At 53.8% G+C, this 15865-nt stretch carries 20 protein-coding genes; 12 read left to right on the top strand and 8 right to left on the bottom strand.

Annotated features, from left to right (window positions below):
• The first annotated feature begins 13 nt into the window (after nt 1-13).
• From TNEU_RS03570 to TNEU_RS03560, 3 genes are all read left to right on the top strand, one after another.
• Nucleotides 14-580: a DUF4443 domain-containing protein gene (locus tag TNEU_RS03570; RefSeq protein ID WP_012350073.1), complete on the top strand. Its 567-nt coding sequence runs from the start codon at nt 14-16 to the stop codon at nt 578-580.
• Between the two features lie 283 nt (nt 581-863).
• Nucleotides 864-2078, top strand: a complete 1215-nt coding sequence (locus TNEU_RS03565) for a citrate synthase/methylcitrate synthase (protein ID WP_012350072.1) — start codon at nt 864-866, stop codon at nt 2076-2078.
• Between the two features lie 46 nt (nt 2079-2124).
• A complete protein-coding gene (locus TNEU_RS03560) occupies nt 2125-2496 on the top strand; it encodes a hypothetical protein (RefSeq protein ID WP_148682322.1) in 372 nt (123 codons plus the stop codon).
• A gap of 477 nt (nt 2497-2973) precedes the next feature.
• Here the strand turns inward: TNEU_RS03560 and TNEU_RS03555 are convergent, their stop codons facing one another.
• From TNEU_RS03555 to TNEU_RS03540, 4 genes are read right to left on the bottom strand one after another with little or no spacing between them, the layout of a single operon-like run.
• Entirely contained in the window at nt 2974-4002 is a 1029-nt protein-coding gene (locus tag TNEU_RS03555; RefSeq protein ID WP_012350070.1) for a sn-glycerol-1-phosphate dehydrogenase, read from the bottom strand.
• A complete protein-coding gene (locus TNEU_RS03550) occupies nt 3989-4543 on the bottom strand; it encodes a DJ-1/PfpI family protein (RefSeq protein ID WP_012350069.1) in 555 nt (184 codons plus the stop codon). Before TNEU_RS03550 ends, TNEU_RS03555 begins: the two co-directional genes overlap by 14 nt.
• Nucleotides 4544-4566: 23 nt before the next feature.
• Entirely contained in the window at nt 4567-5163 is a 597-nt protein-coding gene (locus tag TNEU_RS03545) for an adenylate kinase (RefSeq protein WP_012350068.1), read from the bottom strand.
• On the bottom strand, nt 5160-5828 hold the full coding sequence (locus TNEU_RS03540; protein ID WP_012350067.1) for an orotidine 5'-phosphate decarboxylase / HUMPS family protein: 669 nt from the start codon (nt 5826-5828) through the stop codon (nt 5160-5162). Before TNEU_RS03540 ends, TNEU_RS03545 begins: the two co-directional genes overlap by 4 nt.
• Nucleotides 5829-5875: 47 nt before the next feature.
• Between TNEU_RS03540 and TNEU_RS03535 the strand changes: the two genes are divergently transcribed.
• The 3 genes from TNEU_RS03535 to TNEU_RS03525 all read left to right on the top strand — a co-directional run bounded on the left by TNEU_RS03535 (nt 5876) and on the right by TNEU_RS03525 (nt 7101).
• A complete protein-coding gene (locus TNEU_RS03535; protein WP_012350066.1) occupies nt 5876-6319 on the top strand; it encodes an archease in 444 nt (147 codons plus the stop codon).
• Between the two features lie 2 nt (nt 6320-6321).
• Nucleotides 6322-6717 (top strand): aminoacyl-tRNA deacylase, encoded by a 396-nt coding sequence (locus TNEU_RS03530; RefSeq protein WP_012350065.1) that lies wholly within the window; start codon nt 6322-6324, stop codon nt 6715-6717.
• Between the two features lie 159 nt (nt 6718-6876).
• Nucleotides 6877-7101 (top strand): NAD-dependent DNA ligase LigA, encoded by a 225-nt coding sequence (locus TNEU_RS03525; RefSeq protein ID WP_012350064.1) that lies wholly within the window; start codon nt 6877-6879, stop codon nt 7099-7101.
• Here the strand turns inward: TNEU_RS03525 and TNEU_RS03520 are convergent.
• Both TNEU_RS03520 and pheT read right to left on the bottom strand, forming a co-directional pair.
• Complete coding sequence (locus TNEU_RS03520; RefSeq protein ID WP_012350063.1) at nt 7098-7460, bottom strand: hypothetical protein; 363 nt, start codon at nt 7458-7460, stop codon at nt 7098-7100. The genes TNEU_RS03525 and TNEU_RS03520 overlap by 4 nt on opposite strands.
• A 22-nt stretch (nt 7461-7482) precedes the next feature.
• Nucleotides 7483-9033: a phenylalanine--tRNA ligase subunit beta gene (pheT, locus tag TNEU_RS03515; RefSeq protein ID WP_012350062.1), complete on the bottom strand. Its 1551-nt coding sequence runs from the start codon at nt 9031-9033 to the stop codon at nt 7483-7485.
• Between the two features lie 46 nt (nt 9034-9079).
• Here pheT and TNEU_RS03510 point away from each other — a divergent pair, with 46 nt between their 5' ends.
• Nucleotides 9080-9382: a hypothetical protein gene (locus TNEU_RS03510; protein WP_012350061.1), complete on the top strand. Its 303-nt coding sequence runs from the start codon at nt 9080-9082 to the stop codon at nt 9380-9382.
• Here the strand turns inward: TNEU_RS03510 and TNEU_RS03505 are convergent.
• On the bottom strand, nt 9360-9947 hold the full coding sequence (locus TNEU_RS03505; RefSeq protein WP_012350060.1) for a hypothetical protein: 588 nt from the start codon (nt 9945-9947) through the stop codon (nt 9360-9362). The two genes, TNEU_RS03510 and TNEU_RS03505, sit on opposite strands and share 23 nt — an antisense overlap.
• A 47-nt stretch (nt 9948-9994) precedes the next feature.
• On the opposite strand from TNEU_RS03505, the gene TNEU_RS03500 reads away from it, so the two are divergent.
• The gene (locus TNEU_RS03500; RefSeq protein WP_148682321.1) at nt 9995-10951 is read left to right on the top strand and encodes a DNA cytosine methyltransferase; all 957 of its coding nucleotides are present in this window, start codon (nt 9995-9997) and stop codon (nt 10949-10951) included.
• Between the two features lie 46 nt (nt 10952-10997).
• Nucleotides 10998-11867, top strand: coding sequence for an NMD3-related protein (locus TNEU_RS03495; protein ID WP_012350058.1), 870 nt, complete (start codon nt 10998-11000; stop codon nt 11865-11867).
• Here TNEU_RS03495 and TNEU_RS03490 read toward each other — a convergent pair.
• A complete protein-coding gene (locus tag TNEU_RS03490; protein WP_012350057.1) occupies nt 11862-13175 on the bottom strand; it encodes an NADP-dependent isocitrate dehydrogenase in 1314 nt (437 codons plus the stop codon). The two genes, TNEU_RS03495 and TNEU_RS03490, sit on opposite strands and share 6 nt — an antisense overlap.
• Before the next feature lie 71 nt (nt 13176-13246).
• On the opposite strand from TNEU_RS03490, the gene TNEU_RS03485 reads away from it, so the two are divergent.
• From TNEU_RS03485 to TNEU_RS03475, 3 genes are read left to right on the top strand one after another with little or no spacing between them, the layout of a single operon-like run.
• Nucleotides 13247-14410 (top strand): TGS domain-containing protein, encoded by a 1164-nt coding sequence (locus tag TNEU_RS03485; protein WP_012350056.1) that lies wholly within the window; start codon nt 13247-13249, stop codon nt 14408-14410.
• A 26-nt stretch (nt 14411-14436) separates the two neighbouring features.
• Nucleotides 14437-14868 carry a hypothetical protein gene (locus TNEU_RS03480; protein WP_012350055.1) on the top strand — a complete coding sequence of 144 codons (432 nt, stop codon included), beginning with the start codon at nt 14437-14439 and terminating at the stop codon, nt 14866-14868.
• Nucleotides 14865-15824: a replication factor C small subunit gene (locus tag TNEU_RS03475; RefSeq protein ID WP_012350054.1), complete on the top strand. Its 960-nt coding sequence runs from the start codon at nt 14865-14867 to the stop codon at nt 15822-15824. Before TNEU_RS03480 ends, TNEU_RS03475 begins: the two co-directional genes overlap by 4 nt.
• Nucleotides 15825-15865: the final 41 nt, after the last annotated feature.

Here is a 15865-nt window from a genome sequence, read left to right as displayed (position 1 = left end):
AATTATAAAGCCTGTGAAAAGCAGAGAAATCGCATACCTCCAGATGCTCGCGGTACTAGCCATCTCCAACACGCCGCGGGGCAGGAAAAACCTGGCGGAGGAGCTGAAAATCGGCGAAGGCGTGGTGAGAACCCTTCTCGAGGGCGGGAGGGATCTTGGACACGTGGCCGTGCTCAAGGGAGGTGTTAAAATAACCGAAGCCGGCTCGGAGTTTCTAAGGGAGGCGCTAGCCCTCTGTGGGATAACTAAGATGTTGCCGCTAGACGACGCGAAAAAGATACTCTGCGGTAGGAGGTGCATGGGCTTCATAACGATGGAGGGGGTAAAAGACGTCATAGGTCTCCGCGACAGCCTTGTTAGACTCGGCGCATGCGGCGCCTTAATAGCGGTTCCAAGAGAGGGCAAGCTCGCCCTGCCCCCCCTTGACGATCCACTGGAGAAGTACGACAAAAGGCTGGCGGAAACGCTAAAGCCTTACGTGGAAGACGGCGGTAGCGTCGTAATAGCATGTGGAGATACTTTCTCAGATGCGCTAGGCCTAATAGCGCTAAGGTGCTCCCAGCTTGTGGCGAAACAATAGCGGGTAACTATATTAACCGTGGGGTTTAACTTCATAACGTGATGATTAGAACCCGGTGGAGTTGTGACAGTCGGCATCCTATCTGACGAGAGACCTATTCGAAGTCAAACGCGGTTGCCCAAAACGGCGGCTCAGATGTGGTTTTAGATATGACACCCTCCCCGCCCTAAAGGGCGAGGCTTTCGGTTATAATAGACGACGCGTAGGGAGCCATATGGGGGATCCGGCGTCTGAATCCACACAAGGCCATTGTTATAAAGCTCTGCTTGATTTCAGCACATCTATGCAAAGAGCCTCTAAGAGAAAGATGAGCTCTCCATGTGGAGAAATAGCACATGGGCTAGAGGACGTTTTAATAAAGACAACGTCGATAAGCGATATAGACGGAGAAAGGGGGATCCTGTGGTACAGAGGATACAGGATCGAAGATCTTGCGAGAAACTCCACATATGAGGAGGTCGCATATCTACTGCTCTATGGGAAACTCCCAACGCGGGGCGAGTTAGACGAGTTCACAAGCCGTTTGGCGAAAAATAGGGATCTCAACCCGGCGACTGTCGAGGTTTTGAAAAACCTGGCCTATGCGCATCCGATGTTTGCGGCTGAGGCCGCCATTGCTACAGAGGGCGCCTTCGATGACGACAATAGGAAGCTCTCTGAAAGCCTCAGGACTGGGAAATATGGAGACGAGGAAAAGGCGCTCGCTTATAGGATCGCCGAGAAGCTTGTGGCGAAAATGGCAACCATCGTGGCGTATCACTACAGACTGTCGCGCGGTCTAGAACCGGTGAGACCTAGGGAGGACCTCCCCCACGCGGCGAACTTCCTCTATCTCATGTTCGGGAAAATGCCGGAGCGTCTAGCGGTAAGAGGCCTGGATCTCTACCTCATACTCCACGCCGATCACGAGGTCCCCGCTAGTACACTGGCGGCGCAGGTGGTCGCGTCTACGCTGAGTGATCTGTATTCATCCATAGCGGCGGCTGTCGCCGCGCTCAAGGGACCTCTACATGGCGGAGCGAACGAAGCAGTGGTGAGGACCTACCTCGAGATCGGCGATCCATCAAGAGCGAAGTCCATAGTAGAGGCTGCTACGAAGCCAGGAGGGCCGAAGCTCATGGGCGTCGGACACAGGGTATATAAGGCGTACGACCCCAGAGCCAGGATATTGAAAGATTTCGCTAGAGACTACATGACCAAGTACGGAGATCGCGATAATCTGTTCGCGATCGCGGTCGCGATAGAACAGGAGGTCCTCAGCCTGCCATACTTCAGACAGAGGAGACTATACCCAAACGTCGATTTCTGGTCCGGCATAGTCCTCTACTACCTGGGGATACCATATGAGTACTACACGCCACTTTTCGCCGTCTCAAGAGTCGTAGGTTGGGTCGCACACATACTAGAGTACTGGGATAACAACAGGATATTTAGGCCAAGGGCGTGCTACGTGGGTCCGCACGACCTTAAGTACGTACCGATTAACGAAAGAGCTTAAATTGGGGACGGCTATCAGTTCCGTGGGCCGTGAGAAAATAAAAATTGTGATAAAAATATACAAAAACAAGTTCGATAAAAATAGGAAATATATAGTCTTAAAAAACGATAAATATAATATATCGCTTATAAAGTCGATACCAAGTAGGAGGGCGGGGAAATACGTCGAGAGTTTGAAAAAGAGCTGGATGCGGGTGAGGATCGAGAGGGTGGAACCGGGCAGGGTGAAGATACGGGAAGAGATCTCGGGTAGCGGCTGGCTCTACTTCCCAAGCCACCGTTTGGCCATAGGCGTAGTCTTCCTAGGGTCATGGGGCGTGTTAGCCGCGTCGAGCATACCATCTAGGGAGCCGTACTTTCTGCCAATAGGGGGAAAACCGCCGCGGTTGCTAGGCGTCAGAACTATAGACTTCTACTAGAGCGTCTCCCCGGCCCCCTCTGGGGGCTCAAGGACCCGCCGCGGGTACACCGGGGTGGAGGGCAACTCATACGGGGGACGTGGCGGTCACATCGATTTTATCTCCGTCTACACGCCCCAAGGTGTAAGTAGATGTCGTTCATGGGAGGAGAGCTGTTAGAGGCCAAAAGGTCTGTCTTGCCCCTACTCCCGCCTTGTCCGACGTCGATGTAGCTCCCTGCCGCGATGCTCCGCCTGCCCCGTGACTTACCTTGGCAGTCTTCTCATACACGCGAGGAGGTGGATATATGACCGCGCTCCCCGCCCTAAAGGGCGAGGCTTTCAGTTGTAAAGTAGAGGGGGTCGGCGTCGCTAAGCAGGCGGTCTTGGCCACTGTCGTCAAACTGTTCGCAATGGTCAGCTACAACGGCCCGCTCATCGGTCGCTCCGGAAACCTCTCTATCACCGCCAGTACTAGATCGGGTACTTATATCTCTTTCTAGATAAGCTCTGTGTCCTCCAGGGCTTTCCTTGCTGCGCTGGCGCTTAGCCCGTCTCCGAGGATGGTGTATCGATCTGGGCGCAACGTGTGCGCCGTGGTCAACGCCTCTATGGCTAAGTCGAGGTCTATACCTGCCTGTTTTAAGGTGGTGGGTAAGCCCACAGCTCCTGCGGCTTTCTTAATACGGCGCCAGTTTATACCGTGGAGGTAAGCCATCACTATGGCGCCCAACGCGACGAGCTCGCCGTGTATTGCCTCCCCCTCGGCGCCCTCCAGCCTTCTCTCTATAGCATGTGCGAAGAGGTGTTCAGAGCCGCTACAGGGTCTTGAGGAGCCCGCGATGCCCATGGCTACGCCGCATCCTATAAGCGCTTTGACCAGAGCTCTGACATCCTCTTCACGTACGAAGTTCCCAATTTTGCCGGCGTTTGCAACGACAATCCGATAACTGCTGAGGGAGAGCAATGCGGCATATTCGCTGTATTCCTCCCCCTTCAGCCTGTGGGCCAGCTGCCAATCTCGTACAGCCACGACCTTGCCCAACAGATCGCCAACGCCTGCCCTAAGCAGGCGCCGCGGCGCGCTCAATATGATAGACGTATCGGCTACTATGGCGATAGGGGAGGCCACCACCTTCCCATACCTCTTCACCTTCTCGGCCAAGATGTAGGAGATGTAGGGCGAGGCTATGCCGTCGTGGCTTGCAGAAGTCGGCACGACAATAAGCGGCCTCTTGTGGACGTAGGAGTACACCTTAGCCATGTCCAGCGGTCTGCCGCCTCCCACGCCGATGATGAGGTCGAAACCCGATTTCTCAAGCTCAACCTCGTCATATTTCAATATCTCGGCCGAGTAGCCGGAGAGGAGGCTTGCCACTGTTTTCGCGTACTGTTGTGTAGCCGATTTGCCGGATATTATCAGGACTTTCCCGACCCTTAGCCCCGATACTATGTCCGGTATTTTTAGTATAGCCCCTGGCCCGAATACAACGGTGCGGGGGATCTCGAAGCTCTCAAGCTGTTTCACGGAAAGCGGCTAGGAATTCCTTTTCGCCGACGGTGGTGATATCGTCAACGGTTACCACCCCCCTATCTTTAACTACGTGTTGATTTACGAAGTTGGCCCCGTTTTCCCTAAGTATGCGTATCAGCTCTGTAATCGGGTAAACAGTGGCGTTTTTACCGCGGAGCAAACCCAGCTGGGCTAGATAGCCCGGCACGGCTAGGGGCGCGACGACCAACCGGTCGTTTTTGGAGAAACGGGTTACCAGGGCGTTTAGCCTTTCTATGTTTATGTTTAAGTCCCAGTTCTTCAGCGGAGGCTTCTTCTTCAGCACGTGGTAGTACATCTTGTAGCCGCCCGCCAAGGCGAGTAGGTCGTACTCGGCTGCAAGTTTCTCAACCTCCTCATCTCCAGCGGTCTCCAAGTCTACCTGGTAGTTTACGTTGACGTCTCGGGAGCCGACGGCGGTTCTCACATCGTAACCGGCCTTAGCTATGAAGTTCTTAAGCGTGGGGTATTCATCTCTCTTCGCCATGTCAATTACGTATATCAGCGCAGTAGGCATGGCCAACCCGACAAAAAGCCTATTTAAGGCTTCTGCTGCCTTGCCTTAAGTATGAGATTTACTATATACTCGGCGGCCATCTCGGCGTGTTCAAAAGGCCTACTCTGCGGCTTACCTCTGAAGTTGAGGATGTGTACGGCGCTTTCTCCAGCGTTGGCTGCGGCAAAGGCGTAGTACCTGTTGGCTTGTTGGTGCATCTCTATCTCTTCCTCGGTCTCTTGGTCTCTAAACCTCTGGGGATCCTTCTTACGTCGTTCTATTATATCCTTCGGGTCGTACTCGATGAGAAGTATGACGTCTGGCTTGAGCTTAGATATAACTCTATCGGGTAGACCTGGGTAGTACCCGCCCGCAATTTTAATTGAGGCATGTGTGTCTACTATGACGTCGCCGGGGAGAGACGCTATATACTCGGCGGCCTCCTCCTGGATCTTCCTATATTCGGCGATCGGGATCTTCTTCCTCATCTCATCCCTATGCTGTATGCCGAATTTCTGTTTAGCGATTTCTAGCATCACGTCGCCATAGTTAACTATCTGCACATCTCCCAACTTCTGCTTGACAAGGTTCATAATCGTCGATTTTCCGCTTCCCGACAGAGCTACAAGTACGATTTTCATGAAGATGGCGATCTAACTTGTTTTAAAATATTGTTCATAATTATAAATCTTGAAGCAGGAGACGCATCGCCGGTGATCGCTCTTCCGACTATGATGACGTCAACTCTCTTGCCGCTCCTAGTTACAATCTCTATTTCGCGCTCCGTAATTCCTCCCGCGACCCCTACAGAGATGCCTGTCTCCTCCCTAAGCCTAGAGGCGGCGGCTAGAAGCTCCTCGAACCTAAGCCCGGTCCGCCTCTGGGCGTCTATGCCGAGGTGGAAGATGAAGAGGTCCGGGGCGACGGACCTGAGGATCTCCCTAGCTCTCTCTAGCGGGTTCGAAACTCCGATTAGGTCGACCGCGGTTTTAAGCCCCATCGACCTACCGCCGTTGACGAAATCCTCGATGGTCTCTATGTTTGTGGCGCCGAGGACCGTGGCCCAGTCTGCGCCGAACTCCCTAGCCAGCTGGGCCTCCAGCCTTCCCACATCTGCGGTCTTTATGTCTGCCACGACCTCGGCCCTGGGACAAGCGGCTTTTATAGCGCTGACGGCGGGTAGGCCATACAGCTTGATGAGGGGGGTGCCGGCTTCCACGACCTCCAGCCCGGCGTTGCAGAGCTCTCTCGTCAACTCCACAGCCCTCCTTAAGTCCACCAGGTCCAACGCCACTTGAAGCCTCATCGTGGCCTTGGTATTAACGGTTTTAAAGCTATGTATAGCCAGCCTACGTGACATGCGGTAAGCCCGCCGACTATAGATACGGCGAACACACCGCAGACGTGTTGATCCAGGCCTATGGGTGCACTCTGGAGGAGGCGTTTGTAAACGCCGCCGTAGCCCTCGCGGAAGTGACATACAGCACCTCCAAAGTCGAGCCTAAGCACTCGAGAGAGGTGGAGGTGGAGTACGACGACCTAGAGGGCCTCCTCTTCAAGTGGATAGACGAACTGCTCTACCTCTTCGACGCCGAGAAGTTCGCGATAAGCCGCAAGATAGATCTGAAACTTGAAAAAGACGGTGGCTATAGGATAAAGGCAGTTCTCTACGGCGACATCTACAGCCAGGAAAAACACGGATTCACCGGCTTGATCGTGAAAGCCATGACCTTCCACATGATGGAGATACGGCAGATCGGGGACTACTGGATGGTGCAGTACGTCGTAGATATCTAGACATGGGTCTTGAGGAATTCGGCGAGGTGATTAGGCTAAACGCCACGGTTAGAACAGTACGAGAAGCAGCTCAAGCCGTCGGAACCGACGAGAGCAGGATAGTGAAAACGCTTGTGGTATACTGCGGAGGAGGGTATAGGGCTTATGTGATACGGGGCGACAAGAGGCTAGATCTGAAAAAGCTGGGCTGTCGCCTAGCTACGCCAGAAGAGGTGCTGTCTATTACAGGCTACCCCGTCGGCGCTGTGCCGCCTGTGTTAAACATACCTGTGTATATAGATAGACAGCTTCTAGAGGTCGAATATGTATACGGCGGCGGAGGCAACGAGCGTAGCCTACTAAAGTTCAAGCCCTCTAGCCTTGTGGAGAGAGGCCTTGCAACTCCTGTAGACGTCTAGATAACCTCGAGATCCTCTTTCAACTGCTCCAACAGCTTCTTCCTATCTCCTCCAATGAGCTTCAACAGGAGCTTAAACATGACGTAGCTACGTCATTTGGTTATAAACCCGGGGTGTAAATTGTGTGCCGGCTATATTAACAGAGGACCGCGTGGAGGTATGGGTTTAATTTCGGTGGAAACGGCGAGTGTCTGCCCATCTTGCGGCGGTCCCCTGGAGCTGGTGGAGGATGGGGTCTTCCTCTGGTTTGGGTGTAGGAGATGTATGAGGTACGTGAAGAGGGGTAAAAGGGATTTCGTGAAGAGGTTTGTGGACTACAGAAGTAGGAGCTTCAACTGGAGCGGTATGATGGCCGAGCTCTATAGGCTGTACCTAGGCACCTAGCTCTCTCCTATTTTGTACTCTCTACCGTGTCTCACTATCTTCACCTCAGTCTTCACAGGTACTCTGAAGCCTGCTCTAGCCAAGATTTGGTAGAGCTCGTGGTCTGCGAGCTCCTTTATCACGCCTTGGGTATGTAACTCAGCCAGCTTCTTAAAAAGCGGAATGACGTGTGGTCTATACAGCGCTAGGGCGTTTTCTATAATCTCGCTCGCCCTATCCCCCTTTGTTATCCTCTTCACGATTTCAACCGCCTCCGCCTCGGTGAGCTCCCTTTTCTGAGGTTGGGCGGACTCCATCAACCTGTGTTTCGCAAGCTCGAGGGCCTTTTTCCTAAGGAGGGCATCTATGTCGTCTGCCACGTTTATGTGAAAATCTCCGGTATTAAACCTTCAAGAAGAGCTCGAAGGCGACGGTTGGGACAAGGAGGTTGTGTTTTGCCAAGATGTCTGGATGCACCTCGGCTATGTAGCCGCTTACATCTCCTTCGACGGCGGCGGCTCTGTTGGGCAACGCCCAGTTGAGAGACGTGTGTGTCATTTGGCATCTGAGGCCTAGGCGCTTACACAGCGCCTTGACGACGGAGAGGCCGTCTGTCAAGGTGGCGCCATCTCTGCTAATGACGGAGGCTACGGACCTCAGAGTCTTTCCGCCTCTGACGACCTCCCCAACTTCGAAGATCTTGATCTCGCGCCTCTTGAGCGTGGCCGCTGTGGCGATCAACTGCGGCACTATGGAACATCTAACCACCTCGTATAGCTCAGAGATGGGGTTCGCCACGGCGGCCGGCGTGCATAGGTCGTAGGCGGTGGAGTCGGTCAACACGTAGTTGTTGACCTCGGCGAATCCCATCGAGAGGAGTGCTATGCGGATCTGTTGCGTCGCAACCTCCACCGCGTGGCGCCTCCCCCCCGTCAACACCTTAGCCGTCTCGCGGGGTAGCGCGTTGTAGCCTATCATAAGCGCGATATCTTCTGCGACGTCTACCCACGACAACACGTTTATCCTATACGGCGGTACTACGACCTCGCCGTTTTCGTACCCCAGTCTGGCCTTCTCGGCGAGTCTCTTAAGCCTTTGGAGGTCTAGATCTACGCCGAGTAGTTCGCCCACGCGGGCGGGGTCTACGCCTACGCGGGTGTAGCTGTGGACGTAGGGGTTTCCGCCCTTCACCACTTCGACTTTTTTCTCGCCGCTACGCTCTAAGAGCGCATATATGAGTATCGACATCACGTTGTTTACAGAGCGGAGGTCAGTCCCCGTGACGTCTATCAAGATGTCCCGGGTCTTGGTTGTTATCTTGCAACACTCTGACCCTAAAACGGGGATTACCACCATGATCTGCCCAGAGCTATCTACGAGCGCCGGCGGCCGCTCCCTATCTATGAGACTTGAATATTTCTGCCCCTGCTCAGTGACTTTGTACATATCGGCTATTTTCACAGGTCTGTCAAAGCCCAGCGGCGTATATTCATCGTCTTGGCTTACTCTCCGGTAGTATATAGGCGGCCGTATCCTAGAGACGTCGTAGAAGCCTATCGCGAACCTCCGCCTCCCTCTACCGTAGGTCTCATGTAGCTTCTCCTGTAGCTGTATGATCTGCTTAATGGCATCTTCGTCGAGTCTCACGCCGCGTACAACCGCCATAGAGATGTAGGGTCTCTCCTCTATGTGGTCGGCCTTAAGCTCTACAGAGGACGTGGTTATCTCGATCGGCGGCAGTCCCACCTCCACCTCGGCCACCCCCTTTAGAGTTCTCGCCAGACCCTCCGCAGAGAAGTGGTCCGGCCTATCGTGCGTAACCTCAAGCTTTATGGAGTCGCCGGCGTCTTCCTCCACTTCGCACTTTACGTGTTCCAGAAGCCTTGTTATCTCCTCAAACCTCAGCCCGACTAGTCTCTCCAGGTCGCTTTTTACAACCTCGATGATGGGCACATGGTGTGGAAATCAAATCTATTTAAAGAGAGTTCCAGAGAACTGCATGAGACAGAAGGTGGAGCAGTACTTTAAAGATCTCGAGGCGCAGATAGACAAGGACATAGAGGCTTTCACGGTCGAGTGGAGACAGTACGAGGCCTTGGCCCAGATACAGCTACAGGAGGGGCTCTACGTGTTTATAATCTTCTCCTGGTCCGACGAAGACTGCGCCATCGAGTACATGGTTGGCGACGAAAACGCGGTGATACAGCCCAAATATATCCCACACCTGGAGAAGGCGCTGTCGATAATTAAAACGGCAGACGAGCTGGCGAGGAAGAGGTTTACTTGCCTACAGTCTTCCTAACTCTCTCCTTGAGGACATTTAGAAGAGTCTCGTCGTCTTTCTCGTCTTTGGGGTAGATAAACACCTCCTCCTCCGGCGTAACAGCTCCCTCCCGCTCTACGAAGTATATCAGCCTTAGCGGGTAGTCGTAGCCGGCCTTCCTATACAGCATACGCATGATCTTCGTGGCGAGGGACCACTCGGCCTTGGTTTTCCACTCGTCTCTCTTTAGTATGTGGGATTTCAGCTCCACGAGCTCCTTTCTGCCGTCTGCGTACTTAACTATGAAGTCGGCCTGGGCTGTGATAGTCACCCCGTCGATCTGAAAAACCACGGGAGGAGCCGGCTCGGCCTCGACTATCTTCTTAGTCCAAGGGGCCAACTTCATCAGCTTGCTTATGGCCCCGCTGTGAGGCTCGCCGTAGTTCTCTATAAACGTCCTTATAGCCGCCACGGAATCTCTGGCCTTTATTAAAGCGAGCACGGCCTTCTCAAACGCTTTGCCATAACGCGAACTCAACGCGTCAGGTCTCTCAAGTTTTATCAAATCGCTAAGGCGAACCTTTAGCCTCTTAGCGAAATCCATACGAAAGCGGGCGCTGTGAATTTAAATAGTTTACTCATCACATGTCCGTGTATAACGCCGAGGTGGTGGATCTGTTCGCAGGGGGTGGGGGGTTCGGACTGGGCTTCAGCCAAGCCGGCTTTAGGATAAAGGTCGCCATCGAGATAGATAGAGACGCCGCGCGTACCTACAGCGCCAACCACCGGAGCACCATCGTGTTGGAGGAGGACATACGGAACATAGGCTATACAGATGTTACAAAGTTTGTAAAAAATCCAAGGGTGGTGATTGGGAGTCCTCCTTGTGAGCCATTCACCGCCGCCAACCCCAACCGGATGGAGGACCCGGCCGACAGGCTTTACGTTGATCCAGCCGGCCAGCTAACCCTCGAGTTCATTAGGCTGGTGGGGGAGCTAGGCCCCGAGGTGTTCGTGATGGAAAACGTGGCGGCGTTGGCCGAGGAGCCGCTTAGGTCCTACATAGAGAGGGAGTTCAAGCGGGTGGGATACGACGTGTACTTCAACGTGCTACATGCCGAGGACTACGGCGTGCCTAGCAGGAGACGAAGGGTGTTTGTCTCAAACATAGAGATCAAACCGCCGAAGCTCCGTCTACGCACAGTGAGAGAGGCCATAGGCGAGATGCCGCCTCCAGACGGCGGACTTCTGCCGAACCACGAAACCCCAACTCTAAGCCCCAAGAAGCAGATGCGGATAGCCAAGCTCAAGCCCGGAGAGGCCTTGATGAAGTACAGAGGCGCGGGCGGCTTCTATGAGAACTACATAAGGCTTGTATGGGACGACGTAGCTCCAACCGTCATGGGGTCTAGGCGTTTTGTCCACCCCGAGGAGCACCGGCTTTTGACAGTACGCGAGCAGGCAAGGCTTATGGGCTATCCAGACTGGTACATCTTCTACGGCTCGAAGGACGCGCAGTACAACCAGGTGGGCGAAAGCGTCCCCCCGCCGCTGGCTTACGCCATAGCGTTGGAGGTGAAGAAGCAGCTAACGGGAGCGCCGGCTTGAACGGTCTTCAGCGGTAAAGGATTAATACAGAGGGTTGGTTGGGGCTGTGGCTAAAGTGCCTTGCCCCTACTGCGGACGTCTAGTGGATAGACTTGTCGAGGGGATGTGCGAAGACTGCTACTTCGAGAGACATCCTCTGGTGACTCTCAGGGAAGCCAGAGTTCTGAGGTGTAAATACTGCGGGGCCGTGTTTCTCAGAGGTAGATGGCTAAGACCTGGGAAAGGCGGTGAGAAGGAGCTTATGGCGAAGGTTCTGGCCGAGAAGGCCTCCCTTAGCGGCGTAGTGGAGGATCTAGCCGTCAGAGAGGGGGACGGCGGAGTTGAGCTGGAGGTAACCGTGAGGGGGTCACCGCATCCATCAATACAACCGCGTGTCTATACGTACAAGCTCAAGCTGGAGCTTATCTACGACCTATGTATAAGCTGTAGAGAGATGTTAAGTAGGCGTGAGGTTGCGCTGTTACAGATCAGGGCAGCGCCAGGCGAGCTAACCGACGACATGAGGAAAAAGATACTGAGCATAATAGAGCAGGAGCTCTTTAAGCTAAAAGATAAAAAGATTGGTTTTATAAGCAATATAAAATATATAAGGACAGGTTTAGACATATATACAACATCTACCAATCTAGCTCGCCATCTGGCCTATGTTATACACAGGTCCTTCCCAAGCCACGTGGTCGAGACCGCGAAAGCCGTCGGCGTTAAAGACGGGAGGAGGATATACCACATGACCTACCTCATACGCATAGCCACGTATAAGCCCGGCGACGCGGTGAAGTTGAGAGGTAGAGATATGGTAGTCGTCGACGTAGACAGTAAATACGTCCACCTGCAGAACAGGGAGACGAAGGAGGTAGAGAGAATACCGATCGAAGATATCTTCACCAAAGAGGTGGTGTATCTAGGCCACCTATAGGGCCTTTATCAGCTCCACAACTTTGTCTGCGAACTCCTGCGTGCCCAACACCTCTTTTACACGTCTCTTCTCCTCCTCGTCCATCTGTCTTACCAAGTCCGCGGTGTAGTAGCCCGACCTATACGTAGCCTCTACGCCCTTCGATATGTAGGAGGCGGCCTCTATCCACCCCATGAATCTAAATAGAAGCTCCACGGCTAGGATCGTGGCGGTGGGATTCACGTAGTTTTTACCCCTGTACTTGGGCGCGGTGCCGTGGACGGGCTCGGCCATCATCCCCCAGTCTCCAACATCTATGCCTGGAGCCACGCCGAGGCCTCCCACGAGGCCTGCGGCCTCGTCTGAGACGTAGTCGCCGTTTAGGTTGGGGGCCAGTATGACGTCGTATTCGCCTGTCCTGGTCAGTAGCTGCTGTAGCATGTTGTCGGCTATTCTGTCGTTTACCAGTATCTTTCCAGGAGGCACCTGGCCGCCGTATTGGCCAAGCTCCTCCTCGAACACGACATGTTGCCTAAACTCGGTCCTGGCGACTTCAAAGGCCCACTCCTTGAAGGCGCCCTCCGTGTACTTCTGTATGTTCCCCTTGTGCATAACCGTCACCACCCTCCTCTTGTTCTCCACCGCGAACTTGAGAGCAAGCCTTGCGATGCGTTGAGTCCCGAATTTGCTTATGGGCTTTATGCCTATGCCGGCGTCGTCCCTCAGGTTAATCCCAAATTCCCTCCGGAGGAACTCCCTCACCTTTGCCGCCTCTGGGCTGTCGTACGGCCACTCGATGCCGGCGTAGACATCTTCCGTGTTCTCCCTAAATATCACCAAGTCCACCTCTGGCTTCTTCAGCGGGGAGGGGAGGCCGGGGAAGTACTTAACCGGCCGTATGTTCGCATAGAGGTCGAACAATTGGCGTAGCGTTACGTTGATGCTCCTGAAGCCTCCCCCCACGGGGGTCTCCAACGGCGCTTTTAGGAAAACCCTGACCTTTTTCAAGACGTCTACACTCTGGCTAGGTAGCCTGGTGCCGAATATCTTCTCGCCCTTCTCCCCAACCACGACCTCGTACCATATGACCTTTCTAGACCCTCCGTAGGCCTTTTCCACAGCGGCGTTGGCTACCTTGATGGCGGCGTAGGCGACCTCGGGCCCTATCCCGTCTCCCTCAATGTATCCAATCACGACCTTCTCAGGCACCTTAAGCTGGCCGGGCCCCAAGTAGGTTACGTACTCCCCCTCCGGGGGATCTATATACTTCCCGCTAAAGGGCACGACGTTGGAGATCTCGCTTTTGACCTTTTCGATGTTTACAGCCATGGGAAGTCATTTCAGCCTATTTTAATACAGTGACGGCGGCAAAGCTAAAAAATTGAGACGCCGAGGGGCGAGTGCCCGCTAACCTTCCTGCCGAGGCTAAGGCGGCTTGGCTGAAGGTTATGGAGGCGAAGACCCCCGAGGAGAAGATCAGAGCGATGGAGGAGTTCCTGTCGTATGTGCCAAAACACAAGGGGACGGAGAAGCTCATTAAACACATCAGGCGGAGGATGGCGGAGCTGAAGAGGGAAGTGCAAGAGCGGCGGGAGAAAGCGCGAAGCATACGGAGCGGGGGGGCGCGCATCTATGTGGCTAAAGAGGGCGATCTACAGGTGGCGGTGGTTGGACCCCCCAGCTCCGGCAAAACGGCGCTACTCACCTGTCTAACAAACACGCCTATGAGGCCCGACGACCTCCCCTTTTCAACGGTGGAGCCGGTGCCGTCTATGTTCATCGAAGACGGCGTCTACGTCCAGCTGGTGAAGACCCCCAGCATAGTCCTCGACCAACAAAGCGACTTAAACACGATAGCTCTCGCAACCGTCAGAAACGCGGACGCGGTTCTGCTGACTGTCGGCGCAAACGCCTCGCTTGAGGCGGTCGAGAAGATATTCCGATTTTTTGAAGACGAGGGGGTGTACCTCTACCCGCCTAAGAACTACGTAAGAATTGAGAGGAGGGGGCTCGGAGGCGTGCAGATCATAGGGTCGGGCCAGATAATCGGCGGCACTTCAAACGACGTCAAGAGGCTACTTAACGAGTACGGCATATACCACGCGGTTGTGTACATACAAGGCTCCGTAACTCTAGACGACGTAGAGGAGGCCTTGTACCTTGAGAGACAGTACAAGCCGACCATCGCCGTAGTCACAATGTCTGATCTATACCCGGCGGAGGAGCTCGCTGGCTACTTCGCCAAGAGAGGGATCGTCTACCACATAACAGATTTAAGGCGTTGTGTAATTGATAGAAGGAGGCTCCTGGAGGATATCCTAAAGGCGACGGGCAGAATTAGGGTGTTTACAAAGCCTGTGCATTCAAAAACCTACGTAGAGAAGCCTATTATAGTAAAGGCTGGGGCGACCGTCGGAGAAGTGGCGGCGCTGATACACTCCTCCCTTCTTCAGACGTTTAAATACGCCGTGGTGTGGAAGAGGGAGAGCTTTCCGCAGAGACCTAAGAGAGTTGGGCGAGATTACGCGCTGTCGGATAACGACGTTGTGGAGATACATGCGTAGCTTTAAATGACGGCGGGGTAGAATACGTGGAGTGTGAAGACACGAAGAAGATACTAGAGAGGCTGGATGAAATAGAGATCTTGATACGAAATCTCCTCGAAGAGGTCAGAGAACTGAAGAGGGGGAGGGCCGTCCAAGCTCCGCGAGGACTCGTCGAGGTGCTCAGAGAGAAAAAGTTCATGCCTGTTTCCGAGGTGAAATCGCGTCAAGCTCTCAGGGAGGCGATGGAAAGGGGGCTTGTACTAGTTCTGCGAGACGAGGGGGCAAACAGAGACGTGGTCGTGTTAAAGGAAGCGGCACGTGCCCTACTTGACAAGCTCCCAATCTCCGTCAAAGACTCGGAAAAGTTGCCGAGCCGCGACTATGAACTCCTCCAGATCCTCAACCGCCTGGGCTACGTGCTTCTGAAGGGCGGCCAATACATAAAAACCGACTTGGCGGAGGAGTTCTATATATGAGCGAGCTGTTTTGGTTTGAGAAGTATCGTCCTCGTTCGTTTGATGAGGTGGTGGATTTGGAGGAGGTTAAGAGTCGGCTTAGGGAGTTTGTGAGGAGTGGTAATATGCCGCATCTCTTGTTTTACGGCCCTCCTGGGACTGGGAAGACCACCATGGCTCTTGTCTTGGCGAGGGAGCTCTACGGCGAGTACTGGCGTGAGAATACGCTGGAGCTCAACGCCTCAGACGAGAGAGGTATAAACGTGATACGGGAGAGGGTGAAGGAATTCGCCCGCACAGCCCCAATCAAAGCCCCCTTCAAACTAGTCATACTAGACGAGGCAGACAACATGACAAGCGACGCCCAACAAGCCCTCAGAAGAATAATGGAAATATACGCACAAAACACAAGATTCATACTACTGGCAAACTACGTAAGCGGGATCATCGAGCCCATACAGTCGAGAGTAGTGATGGTGAGGTTCAACCCGCTCCCGAAAGATGCCGTGATCGCAAGACTTAGATACATAGCGGAGAACGAGGGTATAAAGGCGTCGGACGACGCGTTGGAGACGATATTTGAGTTCACGCAGGGAGATATGAGGAAGGCCATCAACGCTCTCCAGATCGCCGCTGCCACGAGTCGCGAAATCACCGAGGAGACTGTGGCGAAGGCGCTCGGCTTGGTGTCGCCTAAGTTGTTGAGGGAGACCCTACACGAGGCCGTGAGAGGTAGCTTTAGCAAGGCGATGACGCAGATCTACGGCTTTGTAGTAGATGGAGGAGTCGGCGAGTTGGAGATACTAAAGCAGATACACAGGGAGGTGCTGAGGCTAGATGTGCCAGAATATGTAAAGCCAGATCTTGCATATATAGTAGCCGAGGCTCACTACGCAACGCTGAGGGGGGCGCGTGGGCTGGCGCAGATATACGGGGCTCTTGCGAAGGTGAGGAGACTTCTGAAACACGCCGTATAGTTGTTTTTAAGCTAAACGAAAGATTTATATAGTAGAAAAAG

Origin of the sequence: Pyrobaculum neutrophilum V24Sta (assembly GCF_000019805.1) — an archaeon.
In the GTDB taxonomy this organism is placed as follows: domain Archaea; phylum Thermoproteota; class Thermoprotei; order Thermoproteales; family Thermoproteaceae; genus Pyrobaculum; species Pyrobaculum neutrophilum.
The sequence above is the reverse complement of the archived record's forward strand: the minus strand, read 5'-3'. Positions and strand labels throughout refer to the sequence as shown.

Coding starts and splice junctions, on each gene's coding strand:
- TNEU_RS03525 (WP_012350064.1), top strand. CDS start 6,877: ATGGGTTTAATTTCGGTGGAAACGGCGAGTGTCTGCCCATCTTGCGGC.
- TNEU_RS03565 (WP_012350072.1), top strand. CDS start 864: ATGCAAAGAGCCTCTAAGAGAAAGATGAGCTCTCCATGTGGAGAAATA.
- TNEU_RS03545 (WP_012350068.1), bottom strand. CDS start 5,163: ATGAAAATCGTACTTGTAGCTCTGTCGGGAAGCGGAAAATCGACGATT.
- TNEU_RS03530 (WP_012350065.1), top strand. CDS start 6,322: ATGGGTCTTGAGGAATTCGGCGAGGTGATTAGGCTAAACGCCACGGTT.
- TNEU_RS03540 (WP_012350067.1), bottom strand. CDS start 5,828: ATGAGGCTTCAAGTGGCGTTGGACCTGGTGGACTTAAGGAGGGCTGTG.
- TNEU_RS03550 (WP_012350069.1), bottom strand. CDS start 4,543: ATGCCTACTGCGCTGATATACGTAATTGACATGGCGAAGAGAGATGAA.
- TNEU_RS03490 (WP_012350057.1), bottom strand. CDS start 13,175: ATGGCTGTAAACATCGAAAAGGTCAAAAGCGAGATCTCCAACGTCGTG.
- TNEU_RS03475 (WP_012350054.1), top strand. CDS start 14,865: ATGAGCGAGCTGTTTTGGTTTGAGAAGTATCGTCCTCGTTCGTTTGAT.
- TNEU_RS03505 (WP_012350060.1), bottom strand. CDS start 9,947: ATGGATTTCGCTAAGAGGCTAAAGGTTCGCCTTAGCGATTTGATAAAA.
- TNEU_RS03510 (WP_012350061.1), top strand. CDS start 9,080: ATGAGACAGAAGGTGGAGCAGTACTTTAAAGATCTCGAGGCGCAGATA.